Source organism: Klebsiella africana (assembly GCF_020526085.1).
In the GTDB taxonomy this organism is placed as follows: Bacteria; Pseudomonadota; Gammaproteobacteria; order Enterobacterales; family Enterobacteriaceae; genus Klebsiella; species Klebsiella africana.
In genome coordinates this window covers 2126850-2147905 of sequence record NZ_CP084874.1, presented here as the reverse complement: position 1 = coordinate 2147905, position 21056 = coordinate 2126850, and the positions used below count along the sequence as shown (strand labels likewise).

Genomic DNA, 21056 nt, shown 5'->3' with positions numbered 1-21056 from the left:
AGACGCTAAACAGAGTGCTTTTATTATTCAGGGCAATGATTTTATTGGCTTAATCTGACCGCAAAGGCAGATACGTTCACGAGAAACAGATAATGACTCAACCCCATGTCGCCTGCAGAGCGTTGCAAGGGCGCGCGCTTTTTTCGCTTCTTTTTTTAGCCTCACCGGGATTAATGGCCGCCGACAATAGCGCGGCGAAAAGTAATAACGACGCGGAAGAGACCATCACCGTGGTGGCCGACGGTGCGCAGCAGAGCGCCACCAGCGGCTATCAGCCGCTCAGCTCCGCCACCGCGACGCTGACCTCGATGCCGCTGCTGGATATTCCGCAGGTGGTCAATACCGTCAGCGATCGGGTTCTCGAAGATCAGCACGCCACCTCACTCGATGAGGCGCTGTATAACGTCGCTAACGTGGTGCAGACCAATACCCTCGGCGGTACCCAGGACGCCTTTACCCGCCGCGGCTTCGGCGCCAACCGCGACGGCTCGATCATGACCAACGGCCTGCGCACCGTGCTGCCGCGCAGTTTTAACGCCGCCACCGAACGGGTGGAAGTCCTGAAGGGGCCGGCTTCGACGCTGTACGGTATCCTCGACCCCGGCGGGCTGATCAACGTCATCACCAAACGGCCGGAGCGGCAGTTCTCCGGTTCGGTTTCCGCGACGTCCACCAGCTTTGGCGGCGGCACCGGCAGCGTCGACATCACGGGTCCCATCGAAGGTACAAATCTGGCGTACCGGCTGATTGGGGAATATCAGAATGAGGATTACTGGCGCAATTTCGGTAAAAACAAAAGCAGCTTTATCGCCCCTTCCCTGACCTGGTTTGGCGAGCGGGCGACGGTGACCGCGTCCTATTCACACCGCGACTACAGCACGCCCTTTGATCGTGGCACTATCTTCGATCTGAATACCGGCCATGCGGTGAACGTCGATCGCAAAACCCGCTTCGATGAAGCGTTTAATATTACTGATGGCTATTCCGACCTCGCTCAGCTTAACGCCGAGTATCGCCTTAACGACGCCTGGACCGCGCGCTTCGACTACAGTTACAGCCAGGATCACTACAACGATAACCAGGCGCGGGTGGTGGCCTATGATTCGGCGACCGGCAACCTCACCCGCCGGGTCGATGGTACCCACGGTTCAACGCAGAAGATGCACTCTACCCGCGCCGACCTGCAGGGCAACGTGGTGATGGGCGGCTTTTATAACGAACTGCTGACCGGCGTCGCCTATGAGAATTACGATCTGCTGCGCACCGATATGCTGCGCTGTAAGAACGTGAAAGGCTTTAACATTTATCAACCGGTCTACGGCACTCTCGACACCTGTAATACCGTCTCCGCATCCGACAGCGACCAGCGGATCCAGCAGGAGAGCTATGCCGCCTACGTGCAGGACGCGCTGTACCTGACCGACAACTGGATCGCCGTCGCTGGCGTGCGCTACCAGTATTACACCCAGTACGCCGGTAAAGGCCGACCGTTTAACGTCAATACCGACAGCCGCGATGAGAAATGGACGCCGAAAGCCGGCCTGGTCTACAAGGTCACGCCGAACGTCTCCCTGTTCGCCAATGTCGCCCAATCGTTTATGCCGCAGTCGTCGATCGCCAGCTATATCGGCGAGCTGCCGCCGGAAGAGTCCACCTCTTACGAAGTGGGCGCCAAATTCGACCTGTTAAACGGCATTACTGCCAATATCGCGCTGTTTGATATTCACAAGCGTAACGTGCTGTACACCGAGAGCATTGGCGATGAGACGGTGGCCAAAACGGCGGGCAAGGTGCGTTCCCAGGGCGTGGAAGTGGATCTGGCCGGGTCCATCACCGATAACCTCAGCGTGATCGCCAGCTACGGCTACACCGACGCCAAAGTGCTGGAAGATCCGGATTATGCCGGGAAGCCGCTGCCAAATGTGCCAAAACATACTGGTTCTCTGTTCCTGACCTATGACATTCATAACGTCTATAACAGCAACACCCTGACCGTCGGCGGCGGCGGCCACGCGGTCAGCAAGCGCTCCGGCACCAACGGCGCGGATTATTATCTGCAGGGGTATGCGGTGGCGGACGTGTTTGCCGCCTATAAGATGAAGCTGCAGTATCCGGTGACGCTGCAGGTAAATGTGAAGAACCTGTTTGATAAGACCTATTACACTTCCTCGATCGGCACCAATAACCTCGGCAACCAGATTGGCGACCCGCGCGAAGTGCAGTTCACGGTGAAGATGGATTTTTAAGCCGGACCATGGCGTCGCGCCGGATGTTCATTGCCGGGCGGCGCTGCGCTTGCACCGGCCTACGTTTCCGTGACATTTGTCGCAGTTCGTAGGCCCGGTAAGGCGCAGCCGCCACCGGGCGAAAACGTGTCGCCTGGCGCCGGATGTTCATTGCCAGGCGGCGCTGCGCTTGCACCGGCCTACGTTTCCGTGACATTTGTCGCAGTTCGTAGGCCCGGTAAGGCGCAGCCGCCACCGGGCAAAAACGTGTCGCCTGGCACCGGATGCCCATTGCCGGGCGGCGCTGCGCTTGCACCGGCCTACGTTTCCGTGACATTTGTCGCAGTTCGTAGGCCCGGTAAGGCGCAGCCGCCACCGGGCAAAAACAGGCGCCTGCCGCCGGATGCCCATTGCCGGGCGGCGCTGCGCTTGCGCCGGCCTACGTTTTCGTGACATTTGTCGCAGTTCGTAGGCCCGGTAAGGCGCAGCCGCCACCGGGCAAAAACAGGCGCCTGGCGCCGGATATTCATTGCCGGGCGGCGCTGCGCTTGCACCGGCTTACGTTTCCGTGACATTTGTCGCAGTTCGTAGGCCCGGTAAGGCGCAGCCGCCACCGGGCAAAAACAGGCGCCTGGCGCCGGATGTTCATTGCCGGGCGGCGCTGCGCTTGCGCCGGCCTACCTTTCCGTGACATTTGTCGCAGCCGCCACCGGGGAATGCGTTCACCCTACCAGTCCTCCTCCTGGCCGAGGATGCGCAATATATCCTGACGATGCTGCAGCAGCTGCGGGTTATCGCGATGACGAGGAAAAGCCAGCGGCAGCGCGAACTCGGCGATAATCCGCCCCGGACGCGGCGACATCACCAGCACTCGCTCGCACAGCAGCAGCGCCTCTTCGATATCGTGGGTCACCAGCAGGCTGGTATACCCCTGCTGCTGCCAGAGGGCGATCAGCTCCCGCTGCATGCTGATGCGGGTCAGGGAATCCAGCTTACCCAACGGCTCGTCGAGCAGCAGCAGACGCGGCTCGTTCAACAAGGCGCGCGCCAGCGCCGCACGCTGCGCCATTCCCCCGGACAGCTGCCGCGGCCACGCCTCGCTGAAGGCCTGCAGCCCGATGCGGTCAATCAGCGCGTCGGCCTTCGCCTCCAGCCCCTTTTTGCCCTGCGCTTGCGGGCCCAGCAGCACGTTCTGCCGTACCGTCAGCCATGGGTAGAGCGTCGGATCCTGAAACACCAGAATTCGCTCCGGCCCCGGGGCGCCGAGCGCCGCGCCGTCGATCTGCATCTGTCCGCTCTGCGGCGCTTCCAGCCCCGCCAGCAGCCGCAGCAGGGTTGATTTACCGCAGCCGGAAGGGCCCAGCAGCGCCACGCTTTCCCCCGGCCGCAGCTGCAGGCTGATATTCTCCAGCACCGGTACCGTCTGTTTGCCAAGCGTAAACGCATGATGAAGATGGCTGATGGACACCGCCGCGCCGCGCACTATCGTCTCGGTTACCATTGCATCCCTCCCCGCTGCCAGCTCAGCAGCCGGTCACGCAGCATAAATAATCCACTGATCAAACCGGAGCATAGCAAGGCCATCACCAACAGCGCGGCGTACATATTCGGATAGGCCGCCCAGCCCTGGGCCCACTGGAGGTAAAAGCCGATCCCCGACTTCACCCCGACCATTTCGGCAACAATCAGCACCGAAAACGACGCGCCGAGCCCCATAAACAGGCCGACAAAGACGTTCGGCAACGCGGCGGGGATCGCCACCCGCAGGATCAGGAAACGCTGGCTGGCGCCGAGGGTCCGCGCCACGTCGTACCACGCTTTATCAATGCCGATGACCCCGGACCAGGTCAGCACCGTGACCGGGAACCAGGTGCTCAGCGCGATCAAAAACACGCTGGCGCCGAAGCTCGAGGGAAAAATAAACAGGCACAGCGGCAGCAGCGCGGTGGACGGCACCGGCCCCAGCAGACGTAACACCGGATGAACCCAGTAGCCAATCCGTTGCGACCAGCCGATGGCCAGACCGGTGATGAACCCGCTGCTGGTGCCCAGCAGCACGCCGAGCCCCAGCAGCCCCTGGGAGTGCAGCAGGCTGTCGAGCAGGCGCGGCCAGTCGTCGTGCAGCACCTCGATCAGCGCCTGCGGCGGCGCGAAAAACGGCACCGGCAGCACGGCACTCTTGGCGGTCAGCCCTTCCCAGACAGCAAACAGCACCGGCAACAACGCCAGCCACTTGCCGGCATGCAGCACACGCGCGCCGCGCGCCCGCCAGTAGCGATAGCTCAGCGCCAGCAGCAGCAAGCCGCCGCCGAGGGTGAATTGCGCCAGCGCCCACCCTTCGCTAAACGGCCAGCGCCGCCCGGCGTCGGGCCAGGTCAGAGTAAAGAGCCCGCCCAGCAGCCACAGCGCAGCGGCGAGCAGCCCTTCTCCCCACAGCGGCGCGCGGCCGGTGGGGCGCGCCAGAGCCTGCTCAGGCGAATACGTTGGCATAGATACTCTCCGCGAACTGATGGGGATCGGTACCCGGTTTGATCACTTGCACCCGCTGCAGGTCGACCGCGTACTGCGTCAGCTCTTTCACGAACGCTTCGCCCACCGCGTGATGGCCGTGGCCCTGCCCGTGCAGGATGCCGCTCACCTCCGCTTCACTGGTGTTCAGGGCATGGGCGAGGAACGATTGCGCCACGCTTTCCGGATGCGCTGCGGCATAGCTGTGCGCCTCAAGGATCGCCTGGGTGAGCGCGGCGGCGGCCGGTTTATGGTCCCGCGCCAGGCTTCCGCTCACCCCCAGCACGCAGCAGCTGAGGTTGGCATAATCTCCGGTCATATTGCTGGCGATCAGCTGATACTTGCCTGTCTCCAGTAGCCGATAGCTGAACGGCTCGCTGCCGCTGATGGCGGCGATTTCGCGCTTGTCCAGCGCCACGCTGAGCAGATCCGCCGGATAGACTTTCCACTGCACGTCGCTGATCGGGTCGATACCGTGACGCTTAAGCAGAATGGCGAAGAAGTTTTTATCCGGCCCAGCCATGTCGGTGACGCCGATGGTTTGACCCTTCAGGCTCTCGAGGCCGCCGAACGGCGAGTCTTTGGCCGTCAGCAGGTTCAGACAGCCGCCGTGGGTCCCGGCGGTGAGCTTGACGTCAAAGCCCTGCTCCAGCGCCTTCAGCCAGCGCAGCGCCATCCCCACCCCGGCGTCGGCCTTGCCAGTGGCGATCGCTTCCAGCAGCACATCGGTGGAGTTGCCGAAGTTAACAAACTCAACGTCGAGGTTATATTTACTGAAAATCTTCTGCTGCTCGGCGACGGCGACCGGCGCGAGGCATACCGCGCTTTTATTGATCGCCAGCTTGATCTTGTAGGGCTGTGGCAGGCGCAGCGCCGGATGGGCATCGCCGCCGGCCATGTCAGCCATATCGTGAGCCCATAGTGGCAAAGAGACCCCGGCCAGCGCCAGGCCGCCGCTGAGCTGTAAAAACCGGCGGCGGGAAAAAGGGGTTCTGGTCATGGTGTTACCTCAGCAGCGGGCACGCTAAAACGGCGGTCAAAGGTCGGCTTCACGTCCAGCCGGGTGCGGATCAGGCCGTTGGCGAGATAAAAGTCCGCCGTTGCCTGCTGCTGGGTCACGGTTTCCTCTGTCAGCGGCTGCCACTGCGACTGACGGTTGGCAAACTGCGCGCGGGCGATCTCCGCCGGGAAGCGGATGATCTCCCCCAGCGTTTTGCCGTAGCTGTCGAGATTGGCGTAGGCCCAGCGCTCGGCGCCGGCCAGGCGCTGGAGATAATCCTGCAGCGCGGCGCGTTTTTGCGGATCGTTAAGCGCGGAATCCGTTGCCGCGAGGAAGGTATTCCCCGGCAGCAGCCCTTTGCCGCTCACCAGGATCTGCCCCTCGTTGGTCTTCACCATCTGGGTGGTGTAGGGCTCCCAGGTCGCCCAGGCGTCCACCGAACCGTTAAGCAGCGCCACTTTGGCGTCCACCGGGCCGAGGAACACCCACTGTACGTCCTTTGGAGAAATCCCCGCCTGCTCCAGCGCTTTCAGCGCCACGAAATGACCAATCGATCCTTTGCCGGTGGCGATGCGTTTGCCTTTTAAATCGGCGGCGGTTTTTAACGTGCTATCGGGGGAAACCAGCACCGCGGTCCCCGCCGGGTTGCTTTTATCCACAGCAATGGCTTTCACCGGCGCACCGTTGGCCAGGGCAAAGAGCAACGGCGCATCGCCGATGATCCCCGCGTCGACCGCGCCCGCGTTGAGGGCTTCCGCCAGCGGCGCGGCGGCCGGGAACTCGGCCCACTTAATGTCGTAAGGGAGATTTTGCAGGGCGTTGGCCGCCTCCAGCTGCGAACGCATACCGCCTTTTTGATCGGCGATACGCAGAGTGATCCGCTCCTGCGCCGCCGCATAGCCGCCCAGCGCCAGCAGCATCAGCGCTGCCGCCACCCGGCCTGAAAATGATAGACGCATCGTGATTATCCTTGTGATTGAAAAACGAAATTGCCAGCTGCCAGCCAGGCGCTGTCGCTCTGTGGGGTATGTACCCGTCCGCAGAGCACATTGCGGTAGTGGCGTTCCAGCGGGTTTTGTCGGCTGAGACCATGATTGCCGGTCAGCTCGAGCGCGATATTCACCGCCTGAATGGCGTTGTCGGTGATGGTGACTTTCGCCAGATTGGCCTCGATGGCGGATAAGCGCAGCGCGGCGGCCTGCTCCAGCAGGCTGCGGTTGACCAGCAGCAGCCCGGCGATCTGCCCGACTTTCTCCTGCACCCGCGGCAGTCGGGAAAGCGCATGCCCGAGACCGGCCGGCACCCGCCCCGCCAGCCACGTCACCAGCCAGTCGTGAGCGGCGCGGGCGATGCTGTCATAGATCGCCGCCAGCAGCGCCGTCTGCCGGTTGGCGAACAGGCGAAACGGTTCGGCCTGGGCGGCGGGAGGCGCATCGGCCGGCCAGACATCCACCGCATGCTCTGCCGCCACTCGCACGTGGTGAAAAATGACTTCATGGCTGCCGGTGGCCCGCATTCCAGCGTGATCCCAGCTCTTCACCACCGTGATACCCGGGCTGTCGCCAGGCACCAGCCAGGTCCCCACCAGCGGCGGGTTATCATCGCTTCTGGCCCACACCGCCAGCCAGCGCAGCCCTTCAATGCCGGTGGTATAAATTTTATGGCCGCTGATGTCCCAGCCCTCCGCGCGGCGGGTCGCCACGGTGTCCGGCAGGCCGCCCCGCGCCGGGGAGCCCAGCTCCGGCTCGACGCGCAGGCTGTTGATCAGGCCACCGTGTTCGACAGCATCGTGAAAAACCTGCTGGCGCAGCGGCGCGTGCCAGGCGTCGTTTTCCGCCAGCCGCAAATGGTGCAGATACTGCATGCAGACGATCAGCGCTGTCGCCGGCTCTCCCCAGGCGATGGCGGCGATGGCCTGCTGCAGCTGAGCCAGGCTGGCGCCCGCGCCGCCGCAGGATAGCGGCACGGCGAGACTTAACCAGCCCCCCGCGCGCAGATGGTCGATATTACGCCGGGGAAACTCGCCGCTGGCGTCAAGGCTGGCCGCCTGCTCGGCCATCTGCTGGCGAAGCGCCGTCAGCTGCCGGGCCCAGTCGTCGCGCTCAGGATAGATCACGATGCGCGCTCCGCTAGCGCACGCTGCGCGGCTTTTTCCCGGGCGATCGGCAGCAGCGCCCGGCCATAGTCGGCCGCGTCGTTCAGCGGATCGAATCCGCGGATCAGGAAGTTACGCACGCCAAGGTCGTAGTAATCGAGCAGCGCATCCGCCACCTGCTCCGGAGTGCCCACCAGCGCGGTGGAGTTATGTCCGCCGCCCACCAACTGGGCAATGCCAGTCCAAAGACGTTTGTCCACCACTCTGCCCTGCGCCGCGGTGGCCCGCAGCCGCTGGGCGCCGATGCTGTCCGGTTTGGCTTTGAACCCGCCTCCGCGCTGCGCCGCCTGCTCGGTGGCGACGTGCAGGATATGCTCGGCTTTCTCCCAGGCTTCGGCTTCGCTGTCGGCGATAATCGGCCGGAACGAGACGCTGAAGCCAATATCACGCTGGTGTTTCGCCGCTTCGGCGCGCACCCGCTGGATGGTCTCGCCAGTTTGCGCCAGCGACTCGCCCCACAACGCGAAGACGTCGGCATGTTTGCCAGCGACGGCGATGGCCGCTTCCGACGAGCCGCCAAAGTAGATCGGAAGATGCGGTTTTTGCAGCGGGCGAATGGCGGACCAGGCCTGCTCGGCCTGATAGAAATCGTTGTGAATATCCACCGGCTGCTCGCTGGTCCACACCTGGCGCACGGTGTCGAGGAAGGCGTCGGTGCGGGCGTAGCGCTGGTCGTGGTCGAGATAATCGCCATCCCGGCGCTGCTCGGCATCGTTGCCGCCACTGATGATATGCACCGCCAGCCTGCCCCCCAGCAGGTGCTCAAGGGTGGCGAATTTGCGCGCGGCAAGGGTTGGCGAAACAAAACCGGGGCGATGGGCCAGCAGGTAATGGATTTTCTGCGTCGACAGCCCGGCCAGGGCCGTCACCAGAAAGCCGTCGGGTTGATCGGACCAGTGGCCGACCAGTAGACGATCAAACCCGGCGGCCTCATGGGTTTGCGCAAAGCGAACGATATAGTCGCGGTCAAAGATCGGCCCCACCGGGGCAATCGTTTCGGAAGAGAGGCGGTGGCCAATCATGCCGAGAAACTGAATGCTCATGAACAACTCCTTGCGTCAGGGTAATGGAGTGGCCGCGACAGCGGCGCTGGTCATTACCCTATACAGAGTGTGTTAATGAGCAAAATGCATTTTTATCATATCTTAATATGCTGAATTAGCATTAAACAAAAATGCATAATATTTTCAGTCGGATAAAGTCAGCTGCTGCACCACTTTGCTGGCGAAAAAGGTCAGCGGCGGCTGCAGGTTTGCCAAATACTGGGCGTGGATCAGCCACAGTGAGACCGCAGGCTGAAAATCGCTGAGGTTGAGGACCGCGATCTCGTCCCGCCACGGGCTACTGGCCAGCGCCGCCCGCGGCACCAGACCCAGCCCCAGTCCCTGCGCCACCAGCGCTATCTGCAGCTGTGCGCCCGCGCTCTCAACGTTAAGCGTCAGCCGCAATCCCTGGCTCTGCAGCTCGCGAATCAGTCCGGCGCGCAGGCCACAGCCGTCGGGGTTAAGGATCCAGCCCTGTTCGGCGCACTCCCGCAGGGATGACGCGCGTAAATTCAAACGCCGGGCGGCTATCGGCACCACCTCCAGAGGGCACAGCAGGCGTCCGCTGTAGCCTTCGGCGAAGCTTTGCTGGGCCGGCCCCATCGCCAGCATGCCGTCCAGCTCGCCGTTTTCCAGTCGGCGCTGCAGCTGGCCGCTCCAGCCGCAGGTGATTTGCGGCGACAGTCCGGGAAACTGCTGGCTCAGCGCCGACAGCGCCGCCGGCAGGGCAATCTCGCTGAGACTCTGCGGTACGCCGAGTCGCAGCGCGCCGCGCGGCTCGCCTTCCGGATCCAACAGGCTGTAGAGTTTTTTCGTCTCACGCTTAATGCTCAGACACTGCTCGTACACCCGGTGTCCGGCGGCGGTCAGGGTCAGCGGGCGGGTCTGGCGCTCCAACAGCGTCACGTTCAGCTCTTGTTCCAGACGCTGCAGGCGCCGGGTAATGGCCGACTGGGTGATCCCCAGATATTCCGCGGCCTGATTGAGGGACGAAAACTGCACCGTGGCCAGCAAAGCGTCGATATCGTCAATGCGCATAGAAACCTTATGTGAAATTTGCATATTAATATATGCGTAAATTGCATTTAAATAATATTAACGCCTCTGTTAGCGTTTTGACCAGTCCCTCTGACAGGAACCGCACATGACTGCACCACGACTGGAAAAATTACGCCATTTCATTCATGAGGTAGACCGCCTGCACCGCGAACACCACCAGACCGCCCCGCTGCTTGACGCCGTGGCGCAGCGGCTGGCGGCGCTGGTGCGTTACGACGACTGGCTGCCGGAAGAGTACACCCTGCCGCATCCGCACCATTACCAGCAGTATCTGCTGCATGCCGACTCCGGGGAGCGCTTCTCGATTGTCAGCTTCGTCTGGGGACCGGGACAGGCGACGCCGATCCATGACCACCGGGTGTGGGGAGCCATTGGGATGCTGCGCGGCGCGGAGGAAAACCAGCGCTACCAGCTGGATGCCGATGGCATACCGCGCGCGCTGGGCGGCGCCACGCTTCTGGCGGCAGGCCAGGTGGAGAAAGTCTCCGCTGACGATGGCGATATTCATCGCGTCAGCAATGCGCTGGCGGATCGCGTCTCCATCAGCATTCACATCTACGGCGGCAATATCGGCGCGGTGAAGCGCGCCGTGTATACCCCGGAAGGACAGCAGAAACCGTTTATCTCCGGCTACTCCAACCGCCATTTACCCAATATCTGGGATTCCTCCCGCGAACATCAAGGATAACCACTATGTCCACCTACGCTTATCGCCAGGCCGCCGGGATCCGCCAGGCACTGCTCGATCGTCGTGAACTGGCGCTGATCGACGTCCGCGAAGAGGCCGATTTCGCCACCGATCATCCGCTGTTTGCCGTCAATCTGCCGCTCAGCAAACTGGAGCTGGAGGTCCGCCGGCGGATACCGCGCTTCACCACCCCGCTCACCGTCTACGACAACGGCGAAGGTCTGGCGGAGATCGCCGTCGAACGGCTGCGGGCCTGGGGCTATCAGGATGTGGCCCTGCTGACAGAGGGGCTCGCCGGCTGGCGCCGCAGCGGCGGCGAGCTGTTTCAGGACGTCAACTCCGCCAGCAAAGCCTTTGGTGAATTGGTGGAAAGCGTGCGTCACACGCCGTCGCTCAGCGCCCGGGAGGTTCAGGCGCTCATCGACAGCCGGCAGGAGGTAGTGATCGTCGACGCCCGGCGCTTCGATGAGTACCAGACCATGAGCATCCCCGGCAGCATCAGCGTGCCCGGCGGCGAGCTGGCCCTGCGGGTGGAGAGCCTGACGCCCTCCCCGCAGACGCCGGTTATCGTCAACTGCGCCGGACGCACCCGGAGCATCATCGGCACCCAGTCGCTGATCAACGCCGGCGTGCCAAACCCGGTCCATGCCCTGCGCAATGGCACTATCGGCTGGACGTTGGCTGGCCAGACGCTGGCGCACCAGCAACAGCGGCAATACGATCCCTCCGCCCGCGCCTCCGGCGCCCGGGCCGCTGAGGTGGCGCATTTTGCCGAACGGGCCGGGGTGGCGGTCATCGATGAGGCCACGCTGCAACGCTGGCGGCAGCAGAGCGACCGCACCACCTTCCTGTTTGATGTCCGCAGTCCTGAAGAGTACGCGGCGGGTCACTATCCCGGCAGCCTGAGCGCGCCAGGCGGCCAGCTGGTACAGGAGACCGATCACTTTGCCAGCGTGCGGGGCGCGCGCATTGTGCTGCTGGATGACGATGGCATCCGGGCGACGATTACCGGCTCGTGGCTGGCGCAGATGGGCTGGGAGACGGCGCGGCTGAGCGCGCTGTCGGCTAGCCAGCTGAGCGAACGCGGAGTGCCGGCCGCCGAGGTGCCGCCCGGCCCGCAGGCGGAGGAGATAAGCCCGGCGCAGCTGGCGCACCAGCTGGACGAACCCGGTACGGTGGTGCTCGATTTCACCACCAGCGCCAACTTTGTTGCCCGCCATATCCCCGGCGCGTGGTGGCTAACGCGCTCGCAGCTGCGCCAGGCCCTGGACGTGATCCCTCCCGCCCAACGTTACGTGGTGACCTGCGGCAGCAGTCTGCTGGCCCGCTACGCGGTGCCGGAGGTGGCGGCCTTGACCGGTAAACCGGTGCAATTGCTTACCGGTGGGACGCTGGCGTGGATCGCCGCCGGTCTGCCGCTGGCGCATGGCGACAGCGGCCTCGCCGTCGAGCGCCGGGACCGCTATCGTCGTCCGTACGAAGGAACCGATAATTCCGCCGAAGCCATGCAGGCTTATCTGGAGTGGGAGTATGGCCTGGTGGATCAGCTGGCCCGCGACGGCACCCACGGTTTTCGCGTGCTCTAGCGTGAGTGCGCCTCAGGCCTCGCGCATAATCCACGAATACTGAAAACTCTTCGGCGCCGGAAAATGGGTCCGGCGCCGGTAGGAGCCCAGCGACTGCGGGGTGCAGTAGGTGCAGCTCCCCAGCCATTCAACGTTCGCTGGCGACACTCCCGCCTCTGCGAAGATCGCTTCGGCAAAGGCGCGCAGATCAAACCACAGATTATCGCTGCCGCGTGCGGCGGCTTTGAGCGGATCGCTGACCGGGCCCGAACGGGAGTGGAACAGCCGCTGGCGATGGCGGGCCACCCGGTCACCGCCGGGCTGGTCCAGCAGTTGCTGATAGAATCCGGCGGAGACTTCGTAACAGCAGGGGTGAATATGCGGCCCCACGGCGATGATCAGATCGGCCAATGCTACCCCCTGCTGGCGAAAACAGGCCAGACTGTTGTCGATAATACCGCTGGCCAGCCCCTGCCAGCCGGCATGCACGCTGCAGACGTAGCGACCGTCGCGCGAGGCGATCAGCAGGGGCAGACAGTCGGCGGTCACCACCCCCACCTTTTGCCCGGCTACCGCGGTAAACACCGCATCGGCGTGCGGGCGCGTCGGCAGCGGCTGCTGATAATGATGAACCTCATTGCCATGCACCAGCTTCACCGGAGCCAGCTCGGCATAGGGAAAGGCGGCGGTTTCATGTACATCGAGAAAAGCGTGGCGGATGCCAGGGATAGCATTGAGCAAACGGGAGGTGTAAGCCATAGGGACGATAAGCGTCAGGGAATGATGTCTTACCTTAGGCCAGGGGACGCGGACAGGCAAGGCGGCGGCCCGGCATTTTTTTACCAGACCGCCGGATGCCTGTCAGACCATGGCCGCGCGCTGCTGGCGATGCATCAGCCAGAACACCGCCACCCCAGCCAGCACAATGCCCGGCGACAACCCCGCCAGCAGCATCGGCAGCCAGTTGATAAGCGCAGAGACCACCAGCAGGGTGAAAAAATACGTTGATCCTAATGAGGATAAACGCGATCAATCATTGCACCCGGCTTCGTTATATAATTTAATACACAGCGAATTTTTCACGCTATTCGAGCCACACCATGTCAAAACACCCCTTACTGCTGGGCCTGACGCTGCTCAGCGCCAGCCTGTTCACCGGCCAGGCCTTTGCCGACCGCACTGTCACCGACCAGCTGGGTCGCCAGGTCACCCTCCCCGACCACGTCACCCGCGTAGTGGTTCTGCAGCATCAGACGCTCAACCTGCTGGTGCAACTGCATGCCGCCGAGGATATCGTCGGCGTCTTAAGCAGCTGGCAGAAACAGCTCGGGCCGCAGTTCGCCCGCTTTATGCCCGAGATTGGGCAACTGGCGACCCCGGGCGATCTTACCCAGGTCAATATTGAAAGCCTGCTGGCGCTGCGTCCGCAGGTGGTTTTCGTCGCCAACTATGCGCCGCCGGCGATGATCGCGCAGATCCAACAGGCCGGGATCCCGGTGGTGGCCATCTCGCTGCGCCATGATGCCGCCGGGGAAAAAAATAAAATGAACCCCACCATGGCTGACGAAGAGCAGGCCTATAACGCCGGGCTGGTGGAGGGGATCCGCCTTATCGGCGAGGTCGTCGAACGTCAGCCCGAGGCTGAGGCGCTGATTCACTACACCTTCGAGGCGCGCAAACAAGCCAATGCGCCGGTGGCCGATATTCCCCAGAACCAGCGGGTGCGGGTGTATATGGCCAACCCCGATCTGAATACCTACGGCGCCGGTAAATATACCGGGCTGATGATGGCGCACGCCGGGGCGCTGAACGTGGCGGCCGCCAGCGTAAAAGGGGCCCGCCAGGTGTCGCTCGAGCAGGTGCTGGAGTGGAACCCACAGGTGATCTTCGTCCAGGACCGTTATCCGCAGGTGGTCAAGCAGATAGAGAATGACCCGCAGTGGCAGACGATCGATGCGGTGAAACATCACCGCGTGTGGCTGATGCCGGAGTACGCCAAAGCCTGGGGCTATCCCATGCCGGAGGCCCTGGCGCTGGGCGAACTGTGGATGGCGAAAAAACTCTATCCCGCGCGCTACCAGAACATCGATGTAGACAGTAAAGCCAGCGATTACTATCAGCGTTTTTACCGTGTGACGTGGACGCCAGATGCCCGCTAACCATCATCCCTGGCTGTTGCAGGGAAGCCTGGCGCTGGTGACCCTGGCGATCGCGATCGCCTCGCTCTGTTTCGGCCAGTACCCGTTAAGCTTGAGCGCCGTGGGCCACACCCTTGCCCATCTGCCGCCGGGTGAAGGGGTGATCGGGCAGATCGTCTGGTCGGTTCGCCTGCCGCGCGTGGTCATGGCTCTGCTGGCCGGCGGCGCGCTGGGGCTGTGCGGCGCCACCTTGCAGGGCGTGTTCCAGAACCCGCTGGTGGATCCGCATATCATCGGGGTGACCTCCGGCTCCGCCTTCGGCGGCACGCTGGCGATCCTGTTGGGTGTCGGCAGTCTGCTGATGATGGCCTCAACCTTTTTCTTCGGTCTCGTCGCGCTGGGGCTGATTTACGCCCTCGCGGCACTGCAGGGGCGGGACAGCACGCTGGGGCTGATTTTGTCCGGGATCATTCTCAGCGGCTTCTTCGCCGCGCTGGTCAGCCTGATGCAGTACCTCGCCGACAGCGAAGAGACGCTACCGAACATTGTCTTCTGGCTGCTCGGCAGCTTCGCGACCGCCAGCTGGCATAAGGTGCTGCTTATGTCCCTGCCCATGGCGCTAGCCGCCGGGGTGCTGTGGAAGCTGCGCTGGCGTATCAACCTGTTGGCGCTGGAGGAACGCGATGCCCGCAGTCTTGGCGTTCCGGTGGCCGCGCTGCGTCGCGGCGTGCTGGTTTGCTGTGCAGTGCTGGTGGCATCCCAGGTGGCGGTCAGCGGCAGCATCGCCTGGATCGGTCTGGTGGTCCCGCACCTCGCCCGCCTGCTGGTGGGCGCTGACCATCGTCGTCTGCTGCCCACCGCCTTCTGGCTCGGCGCCGCGCTGATGCTGGTGGTGGACGATCTGGCGCGCACGCTGACCCAGGCGGAGATCCCGATCGGCATCATCACTGCCCTGCTCGGGGCGCCGCTGTTTACCTTTTTACTGGTGCAATCCCGGCGCCGGAGTACAGCCCGATGAACAGCTCATTATCGCTGCAAGCGCTACGCTACGGCCACCGACAGCCGCTCTTCGCCCCGCTTACGTTGGCCTGCCGTCCCGGTGAGATCTGGGCGGTACTGGGCGCCAATGGCCGGGGAAAAAGTACCCTGCTGGATACCCTGACCGGCGTAGTGCCGCCGCTGGGCGGCGAGGTGCAGTGCGAGGGGGGCGTGGCCCTGGTTCCGCAGTCGTTTCGTCCCGCTTTCCGCTGGCGCGTGAGCGATGTGGTGCTGATGGGCCGCGCCCGTCACGTGGATCTCTTTGCCCAGCCGAACGAGGAAGATGCCCGCCGGGTTGAGCAGGCGCTGGCGCAGCTGGGGATTGCCGCCCTGGCCGGGGATGACTTCGGCGCCCTCTCCGGCGGTCAGCAACAGCTGGTGCTGATTGCCCGCGCGCTGGTCAGCGCCAGCCAGAATATCCTGCTGGATGAGCCCTGTTCGGCGCTAGACCTCGGTAACCAGCAGGTGGTATTGCAGCTGATCGTCGACCTCGCTCATCGCCGGACGCGCACCGTCCTGTTCACCACCCATGATCCCAACCACGCCCTACAGGTGGCCAGCCATACGCTGTTGCTGCTGCCGGAGGGCCAGTGGCTGGCGGGCGAGACCGCCGACGTGCTGAGCGAAACGCATCTCCGGCAAGCATACGGCCTGCCGGTACGCCTGATCCACCATGCCGCCTCCGCGTCCCCTCTGCTGGCGCCGGGGTTTACGCTGCGTCGCTGAACGGCATAAAACCCGCCTGCCGGAGACAGGTCTGGCCAACGTCGCCGAGGATAAAGCGATACAGGGCCAGCGCGGCGGGGTCAGCGCTGAGACGCGCCAGCTGGTAATCGCAGCGAATATTCCACGGCGCGGGAATAGTCAGGGTGCGCAGATCGTCGCAGGCGGCCAGCGCAGGGCCATAGTGCGCATAGCCGATAAACAGATCCGCCAGATTCTGGCGAATAAGCCACGCGCCGGCTATTTCTCCCGGCGGCACGCTCAGTGCGTCTCTGCCGCCGACCAGCGGCTGCGCGCGCCCGGCTATCGCATTGCCCAACCCAGGATAATGCGCCTCAATTTGGGCGAACAGCTGCCAGGTATAATCTCCCGACGGATCGCAGCCCGGCGTAGAGGTCGCCAGCCGCAGGCGGGGCGTGCTGAGCAGCGTCAGCCAGTCCAGGCCATCGTTGTCCGGCGAGCGCCGGGCGGTCAGCATCAGCTGGTTGCCGGCAAATCCCTGGCATTCCTGCGCCAGAGCCGCCTGCAGCAGCGCCTGCGGGTGCGCCACGTTGGCGGACGCGAAAACCGCGCACGGTGCCCCGGCTTCGATTCGCTCGCGCAGCAGGCCGGCAGGGCCAAACTGCACATCAACCGCCAGGCCAGTGTGCTGCTGAAAGTGCGCCACCAGCGGCTGGAAAGCGCTTCTCAGGCTTCCCGCCGCCAGCAGCGTGAGAGAGGTATTTGTCATAGGATGTCGCTATAAACCGGGTAATATAGCGCTATATTACCCGGATTGACGTCGCGTCAATAGCGAATTTCTGCCAGGGTCCGCAGCTGCTCTGGGGTGGCTACCGGTAGGTCAAAAAAGCGCAAATAGGCGGGGATCATTTCAAACAGCATGTCGGTCCCGCGCTGGATCTGGCACTGCCGCGCCTGAGCGGCCCGCAGCAGTGGAGTGTACTCCTGGGTCATCACCACCTCACCCACCCAGGTGCCCGGCGTCAGACGGTCGACGTCCAGCGGCAGCGGATCGCTGGCCTTCATCCCCAGCGGGGTGGCATTGACCACCAGCTCGTGTCCGGCAGGATCGGGCTGCATCAGGGTGATATCAAGCTGCGGATAGTGCTGATGCAGCCGCCCGGCGAGGGCGTGCGCCACCTCAGGACGGGTGTCGTACAGGGTCAGGGCGCTGACCCCCGCCGCCGCGAGAGAGGCGGCGATAGCCGACCCCACCCCGCCGCTGCCGACCACCAGCGCCCGCGTCCCCTGCGGATTAAACCCTTTACGACGCAGGCCCAGCACAAATCCCTCGCCATCGAACATGTCTCCGCTCAGGCTACCGTCGGCCTCGCGGCGGATGGCATTGCAGGCGCCAGCGATGGCCGCCGTCGGGCTCAGGCGCTGCACCAGATCGCAGGTGGCGATTTTATGCGGCATCGTCACCAGCGCGCCAATAATGTTGGTCATCGTAAACAGCGGCGGAATAAACGCGGCGTAGTCCTCCGGCCGGACCCCCATCGGCACCACCTTCACGTCCACCTGCTGGTCGACAAACCACGGGTTGTAGATCATCGGCGCCTTAAAACTGGCGGTCGGATAGCCAAGGTGTGCTATCAGCCGCGTATTCCCACTAATCACCATGCCTTGCTCCTTTGCTTACTGCGATAACTCAATACGTTTGACGTCGCCGAGGATAAACAGATAGGCCACCACGCCCAGCAGCGCAGCGCCGCCGATGTAAATCAACGCGTAGAAAAAATTGCCGAACCCGGCGACGATAAAGCCGATAACCAGCGGAGTCAGGATCCCCGCGAGGTTGGCGCAGAAGTTAAACAGACCGCCGGTCAGGCCGCCCAGCCCCTTCGGAGCGATATCGGAGATCAGCGTCCAGCCGAGGCCAACCATCCCCTGGCCGAAAAAGGCAAATGACATCACCAGGATCACCGCCAGATCGCTCTGCAGCCAGTTGGCGGTAATGATGCAGCTGGCCATCAGCAGGCCGGCGACGATCGGCAGTTTACGGCCGAGGTTGGCCGACCCGGTGGCTTTCAGCAGTTTGTCGGAGATCCAGCCGCCAAACATCACCCCGCCGGCGGCGGCAACAAACGGCAGGATGGAGAAAAAGCCGACCTTCAGCCACGGCATATGCCGCTCGGTGGCCAGCCAGGTCGGGAACCAGGTGAGAAAGAACACCAGCACGGTATTGCCGGCAAACTGGCCGATACTGGCGCCGATGATCTGCCGTTTGCTCAGCAGCTGGCGGACCAGCGGCCAGCTGAACGCCACCTGCTGGTCCGTCGGCGCGCTCAGGCCACCGCCGTTTTCGATATGCTCGCGCTCCTGCTGGCTGAGGCGTGGATCTTCATGCGGTTCGCGATAGCAGCGCCACCACACCAGGGCAAACAGAATGCCGACCGCGCCGACGCTAACGAACAGCACCCGCCAGCCAAAACCGTCCATGATCCAGAATAGCAGCGGGGCAAAGCAGGCCAGCCCGAGATACTCCCCCACGGTGTAGACCGCCGTGGCCTTTGCTCGCTCCTGCTGTGGGAACCAGGCGCTGACCACCCGGCTGTTGACCGGAAAGCACGGTGCTTCGCTAATGCCGAGCCCGAAGCGGCACAGCAGCAGCGTCTTCAGCCCCACCGCCATGCCGTGGAACAGGGTAAACAGCGACCACAGGGTCAGTGACAAAAAGTAGGTCACTTTGTTGCCAAAACGGTCAAGAAACAGACCGCCGGGGATCTGCGCCAGGGCATAGGTCCAGGCGAAGGCGGAGAAGAGGATACCCATGATTGCCGGGTCGATCCCCAACTCACCGGTGAGCTTTGGGGCGGCGATCCCCAGCACGGTGCGATCGAGGTAGTTGATCATGGTCCCCACGGCCAACAGTGCAAGGATGCCAATGCGCCGCCGGGAGCGACGCGCGGTGACGGCAGGCTGGGCGGCAGCCGTCGGGTTTGGGCTATATGAGCTCATAGTCGGTTCCTGTCTCGGGTACAGAGGGTGTTGTTATTGTATTTAACGCATAATGAACCATTTGATTCAGGCTAACAATACTGTATCGCCGCCAGACGAACGGCTGCGTTCGCCGCGCCATAGAGCGCGTAGCCAGCCCGACGTTCGGTTAACTCAAAGAAAAAGCGCCCGGCGGTAAAGGGCCGGGTGTAAAGATGCAGGAAATCCCCACCCTGCGGATCGCGGTCATAGAGGAGCTGCTGGCGCTGAAGCTGCCCGACGTCCAGCTCGCCGCCAAAGCGTGCCAGTAGATCGTCATAGTAATTGGCCGGGATCGGCAGCGCATAGCGGGCAATCTCGGTGAGCTGGTCGCAGGTTGCCGGCAGATCGAGACAGGCAAAGGCCGCATGCTGCAGCCCGGCACCCTGATAGCAGGCGACCGAGCGGGCGATCTGCGTCGCCCGGCTCTGGGAAATATTCAGCGCCAGACGGATATCGCCCTGCGGGCTGCGCACTGCCAGACTTCGCACCAGCCCATACGGGTCCGGCAGGGTCTGTTCATGTTCAAGGGTAAAACCAAATACGGTGCGGAAGAACATCACCCAGTTGTCGCGGCTGTCGGCTTCCATCCCCAGCGCCAGATGGTCAATACCGCGATAATCCTCGCGCATCGTCAGCCCGTCGCGCAGGTGAAAGTCGCGCTCGTAGATCGCCTGCCCGGCGTCGATGAGATAGATCAGGCTGCCGTCGGGGGCGCAGATCGCCGGGATCGGCGTTTCGTTCGGCCCGGCGTCGCCCTGCCAGGTGGCGTACCCCAGCGCGCGGGCGCGGGCGACAATCGGCGCGCTGTGCTCGACCCGTAGCGCCATCGCGCAGAGCGATACCCCGTGGCGTTGATAAAAGTGATCGGCCCAGCTGTGCGGCTGATGGTTGATAACGACCCGCGCCCCGCCGTTGCGCCACAGCGTCACCTGCTTGGAGCGGTGGCTTCCCTCGTGCTGAAAACCCAGCGCCTGCAGGTGCTGTCCCAGGCGCTGCGCCTCAGCGGCGCTGGCGGCAAACTCGATAAACTCCAGCCGGTGATAGACCGGCAGCGGCGGCGGTGAAAACAGGTCGGCATCGCACGCCGGAAGCCGGCGACGGGTCTGTTCTTCGAGCCACAGCAGCGAACGGTAGCCATCTTTGGCCGTCGCGCCGTTCGGCGAGGCGCGAAATCCATCATTGAAGATCTCCAGCGACCAGGGACCGCGGTAGCCGCAGCGGGTGATCTGCTCGGCAAACGCCTCCAGCGGCAGCTCCCCCTGCCCGGGGAAGCAGCGAAAGTGGCGGCTCCACTCCAGGAGATCCATTTTCATGTACGGCGCATCGGCGAGCTGAACAAAGGTGATTTTCTCCACCGGCACCGACGGTAGCGCGTCAAGAGTGTCGCCCCGGGCCAGGATATGGAAGCTGTCGAGTACCAGGCCCAGCGCCGGGCTGTTTACCTGCTGGACCCGCTCCCAGGCCTGCTGCCAGCGGTTCACATGGGTTCCCCAGGCCAGCGCCTCGTAGCCGATAGCGATCCCCTCTTCTTCCGCCAGGGTCGCCAGCGCCCGCAGGTCTGCGACCTGCAATTCGCTATCCGCCGAGCAGTCCGGCTGCACATTACTGCACAGCAGCAGCGTGTCGCAGCCCAGCTCGTGCATCAGAGCAAATTTGCGTCTGGCGCGGGCCATATTGACCGCAAACTGCGCCCGGCTGGCGCCTTCAAAGTCGCGAAAGGGTTGAAAAAGCGTGATTTTTAGCCCTAAATCGGCGGCCAGCTGGCGGATTTGCGCCGGCGTCCCCGTATAATAGAGCAAATCGTTTTCGAAAATTTCCACCCCCTGATAGCCCGCCGCTGCTATAGCGTGCAGCTTCTCAGGCAGGGTGCCGGAAATCGAAACGGTGGCGATAGAGCGCAGCATAAGGTCCTCGGGTCAACAACTGACGTGA

Annotated in this window: 17 protein-coding genes and 2 pseudogenes; 6 read left to right on the top strand and 13 right to left on the bottom strand. The window is 63.3% G+C overall.

The window, feature by feature from the left end; genetic code table 11:
• The first annotated feature begins 173 nt into the window (after window positions 1–173).
• Window positions 174–2246, top strand: coding sequence for a TonB-dependent siderophore receptor (locus tag LGL98_RS10390; RefSeq protein WP_136032389.1), 2073 nt, complete (start codon window positions 174–176; stop codon window positions 2244–2246).
• Window positions 2247–2952: 706 nt separating this feature from the next.
• Here the strand turns inward: LGL98_RS10390 and LGL98_RS10385 are convergent.
• The 7 genes and pseudogenes from LGL98_RS10385 to LGL98_RS10355 form a co-directional block, all read right to left on the bottom strand.
• On the bottom strand, window positions 2953–3726 hold the full coding sequence (locus LGL98_RS10385; RefSeq protein ID WP_136032388.1) for an ABC transporter ATP-binding protein: 774 nt from the start codon (window positions 3724–3726) through the stop codon (window positions 2953–2955).
• Window positions 3720–4715, bottom strand: a complete 996-nt coding sequence (locus tag LGL98_RS10380; protein WP_136032386.1) for an ABC transporter permease — start codon at window positions 4713–4715, stop codon at window positions 3720–3722. Before LGL98_RS10380 ends, LGL98_RS10385 begins: the two co-directional genes overlap by 7 nt.
• Complete coding sequence (locus LGL98_RS10375; RefSeq protein WP_004143325.1) at window positions 4696–5733, bottom strand: ABC transporter substrate-binding protein; 1038 nt, start codon at window positions 5731–5733, stop codon at window positions 4696–4698. Before LGL98_RS10375 ends, LGL98_RS10380 begins: the two co-directional genes overlap by 20 nt.
• On the bottom strand, window positions 5730–6692 hold the full coding sequence (locus LGL98_RS10370) for an ABC transporter substrate-binding protein (RefSeq protein ID WP_136032384.1): 963 nt from the start codon (window positions 6690–6692) through the stop codon (window positions 5730–5732). Before LGL98_RS10370 ends, LGL98_RS10375 begins: the two co-directional genes overlap by 4 nt.
• A gap of 5 nt (window positions 6693–6697) precedes the next feature.
• Entirely contained in the window at window positions 6698–7849 is a 1152-nt protein-coding gene (locus LGL98_RS10365; RefSeq protein WP_168435324.1) for an acyl-CoA dehydrogenase family protein, read from the bottom strand.
• Window positions 7836–8931 (bottom strand): annotated as a pseudogene (locus LGL98_RS10360) (LLM class flavin-dependent oxidoreductase). Before LGL98_RS10360 ends, LGL98_RS10365 begins: the two are co-directional and overlap by 14 nt.
• Window positions 8932–9075: 144 nt before the next feature.
• Window positions 9076–9969, bottom strand: a complete 894-nt coding sequence (locus LGL98_RS10355; protein WP_136032382.1) for a LysR family transcriptional regulator — start codon at window positions 9967–9969, stop codon at window positions 9076–9078.
• A gap of 106 nt (window positions 9970–10075) precedes the next feature.
• Here LGL98_RS10355 and LGL98_RS10350 point away from each other — a divergent pair, with 106 nt between their 5' ends.
• The gene (locus LGL98_RS10350; protein ID WP_136032380.1) at window positions 10076–10678 is read left to right on the top strand and encodes a cysteine dioxygenase family protein; all 603 of its coding nucleotides are present in this window, start codon (window positions 10076–10078) and stop codon (window positions 10676–10678) included.
• Between the two features lie 5 nt (window positions 10679–10683).
• Window positions 10684–12264, top strand: coding sequence for a rhodanese homology domain-containing protein (locus LGL98_RS10345; RefSeq protein WP_136032379.1), 1581 nt, complete (start codon window positions 10684–10686; stop codon window positions 12262–12264).
• A gap of 12 nt (window positions 12265–12276) precedes the next feature.
• Here the strand turns inward: LGL98_RS10345 and LGL98_RS10340 are convergent, their stop codons facing one another.
• Together LGL98_RS10340 and LGL98_RS10335 are read right to left on the bottom strand one after the other, a co-directional pair.
• On the bottom strand, window positions 12277–13002 hold the full coding sequence (locus tag LGL98_RS10340; RefSeq protein ID WP_136032377.1) for a purine nucleoside phosphorylase YfiH/LACC1 family protein: 726 nt from the start codon (window positions 13000–13002) through the stop codon (window positions 12277–12279).
• A 102-nt stretch (window positions 13003–13104) separates the two neighbouring features.
• Window positions 13105–13182, bottom strand: a pseudogene (locus LGL98_RS10335) (hypothetical protein); the annotation flags it as partial.
• A 161-nt stretch (window positions 13183–13343) separates the two neighbouring features.
• Between LGL98_RS10335 and LGL98_RS10330 the strand changes: the two are divergent.
• Genes LGL98_RS10330 through LGL98_RS10320 form a run of 3 tightly spaced genes read left to right on the top strand, consistent with a single transcriptional unit; the run spans window position 13344 to window position 16145 of the window.
• On the top strand, window positions 13344–14402 hold the full coding sequence (locus LGL98_RS10330; protein ID WP_136032375.1) for an ABC transporter substrate-binding protein: 1059 nt from the start codon (window positions 13344–13346) through the stop codon (window positions 14400–14402).
• The gene (locus tag LGL98_RS10325; RefSeq protein WP_136032373.1) at window positions 14392–15399 is read left to right on the top strand and encodes a FecCD family ABC transporter permease; all 1008 of its coding nucleotides are present in this window, start codon (window positions 14392–14394) and stop codon (window positions 15397–15399) included. The genes LGL98_RS10330 and LGL98_RS10325 overlap by 11 nt, the downstream gene beginning before the upstream one ends.
• A complete protein-coding gene (locus LGL98_RS10320; RefSeq protein ID WP_136032371.1) occupies window positions 15396–16145 on the top strand; it encodes an ABC transporter ATP-binding protein in 750 nt (249 codons plus the stop codon). Before LGL98_RS10325 ends, LGL98_RS10320 begins: the two co-directional genes overlap by 4 nt.
• On the opposite strand, the gene LGL98_RS10315 is transcribed toward LGL98_RS10320, so the two are convergent.
• The 4 genes from LGL98_RS10315 to LGL98_RS10300 form a co-directional block, all read right to left on the bottom strand.
• A complete protein-coding gene (locus LGL98_RS10315; protein ID WP_136032369.1) occupies window positions 16129–16872 on the bottom strand; it encodes an extracellular solute-binding protein in 744 nt (247 codons plus the stop codon). The genes LGL98_RS10320 and LGL98_RS10315 overlap by 17 nt on opposite strands.
• A 56-nt stretch (window positions 16873–16928) precedes the next feature.
• Window positions 16929–17765, bottom strand: coding sequence for a shikimate dehydrogenase family protein (locus LGL98_RS10310; RefSeq protein WP_136032367.1), 837 nt, complete (start codon window positions 17763–17765; stop codon window positions 16929–16931).
• 15 nt (window positions 17766–17780) lie between these two features.
• The gene (locus LGL98_RS10305; protein WP_025712076.1) at window positions 17781–19103 is read right to left on the bottom strand and encodes an MFS transporter; all 1323 of its coding nucleotides are present in this window, start codon (window positions 19101–19103) and stop codon (window positions 17781–17783) included.
• Window positions 19104–19174: 71 nt separating this feature from the next.
• Window positions 19175–21028: a bifunctional sugar phosphate isomerase/epimerase/4-hydroxyphenylpyruvate dioxygenase family protein gene (locus LGL98_RS10300; RefSeq protein ID WP_136032365.1), complete on the bottom strand. Its 1854-nt coding sequence runs from the start codon at window positions 21026–21028 to the stop codon at window positions 19175–19177.
• Window positions 21029–21056: the final 28 nt, after the last annotated feature.